The 1,789-nt window shown below is 36.2% G+C and carries 2 protein-coding genes; both read left to right on the top strand.

Going from position 1 to position 1,789, the window contains the following annotated elements; translation table 11 throughout:
- Positions 1-256: 256 nt before the first annotated feature.
- Positions 257-799 carry a transcription factor E gene (locus ACUVXA_RS20525; RefSeq protein ID WP_445873156.1) on the top strand — a complete coding sequence of 181 codons (543 nt, stop codon included), beginning with the start codon at positions 257-259 and terminating at the stop codon, positions 797-799.
- Positions 800-869: 70 nt separating this feature from the next.
- Complete coding sequence (locus ACUVXA_RS20520) at positions 870-1,436, top strand: winged helix-turn-helix transcriptional regulator (RefSeq protein WP_445873155.1); 567 nt, start codon at positions 870-872, stop codon at positions 1,434-1,436.
- Positions 1,437-1,789 lie beyond the last annotated feature (353 nt).

Here is a 1,789-nt window from a genome sequence, read left to right as displayed (position 1 = left end):
GCTCACCAGCCAAAACCAGTTTTAATAACCTATTTCATTTTCAAATACTGAAACCCCTTTATCAACCCTGTAGCTACAATGACATGGCGACTAGAAAAATATCGACTATTCAAATCTCAATAAGATTGAGTTGTTTAGATTTTAACCACAAAATATAAAAGTGGTTTATTTTTTAAACTAATTGGAGAAGTGTACACAGTCGTATAAAGACAAATTGAAACACCTCAATAGAAGTCTAAAAGGAGGGACTTTAAGAATGACTTCAAGTGCCACTGAACACCCTGTAAGCGTACCTTATCAAACAATCATTGGAGACGAATTTGAGAACGATGTTCTAAAAGTCATAGGGCAACTCTCACTTGATTGCGAGTCTACTGACCAAGAACTCGCAGAAAAGACGAACCTAACTGTTAACTCCGTTAGAAAGGCCCTTTACAAACTCTATGATTCACGAATTGCAACCTATCGCAGATGCCGCGATACAAGAACAGGACACTTTATACACTATTGGAAATTACTGCCTATAAGATCAAATATTTTAGCTTTTAGGAAAAAGGCCTTGCTCACAATTGAAAAGATAAAGCAAAGATTGGAATATGAAAGAAACAATGCGTTTTATCATTGCGGTAAAAAAGAATGCCCCATTCTTACCTTTGAGGAAGCAATAGATTATCGATTTAAGTGTCCCGTTTGCTCACAATCCCTACAGGCAGTAGATAATGAAAAAACAATCAAATTTTTAAGAAAAAAAATACTAGAGTTGGAAGCAGAAGTAGAGGACCTGTCCCAAAAAATCTAAAACAGCAACTTCTCTCTATAACAAGAAAAAAAGGGCCTATGATCATAAATCAGATGCAAGGTGATGAAAAATGGATGACATTGATAAAAAAATAATCGAGCAGCTCCGGATCGATGGGAGAACCACCCTCCAGGAGATAAGCAAAAAAACCGGTTATACCAGCATGGGTGTCAAAAAAAGACTCGACAAACTCATTGAAAGCGGCGTAATCAAAATCACAGCATTACTAAATACTTCACAAGTGGAACTATACCCCGCGCTGGTTTTTCTGGAAATGGAGACCGCAGAGGATCTAAAGAATACTGTGGAGAAATTCAACAATTGTCCAAGAATGGTGAAACTCTTCACATCGCTAGGCGGATACAACTTAATCGCCTTAGTGGTTGCTGAGAACCAAGACACACTGGGATGCATATCAGTTGAAAAATGCTCCATTAGAAGTCAGAAAGGTATCCGTAGGTCTGAATTTTACCCCATAGGAGAGGTTTACTACAATCCTTATATCGATACTGGTCCACGTATACCATCGAAAACAGAAGAAACGCCATGTGGTGTGGACTGTAGAAATTGTAGCAGTTATAAGGAAGAGAAATGTGTGGCCTGCCCCCTAACCAGCCTGTATAGGGGAAAAATTTAACAAAAATTTCATCACTAATTTTGGCTTCTTTCTATAATGCTAGGGGAAGGGTCGCTTCTGATTTTTGTGGCGTTTTACTTTTTATGATGTTAATTTAATTATTAAAAAATTTTAGTTAAAGAAATTATAATATAACAAATCAGGTTACTTTTGGTATATAATTTCTACAATAACTGATATAATAATTATGGATTTTTCGTTGTTTTAAAAAACAAAAAATAATCTAAAATGATATATAAATTTATATACAGCCAACGCTTTGGGACAAAATTAGTAACTCTTTCTTCTTAAAGGATTTGTCCATTGCTGGAGGTGGGTTAAAACAGCGCACCCTTATACACGTACCCCGTTCA

The organism is Candidatus Jordarchaeum sp., from assembly GCF_052745115.1.
Note: the sequence above shows the minus strand (reverse complement) of the source record. Positions and strands in the feature narration are given on the sequence as shown.

Bases quoted from the DNA above. Each gene is read 5' to 3' on its own strand.
- ACUVXA_RS20525 (WP_445873156.1), top strand. From the start codon at position 257: ATGACTTCAAGTGCCACTGAACACCCTGTAAGCGTACCTTATCAAACA.
- ACUVXA_RS20520 (WP_445873155.1), top strand. From the start codon at position 870: ATGGATGACATTGATAAAAAAATAATCGAGCAGCTCCGGATCGATGGG.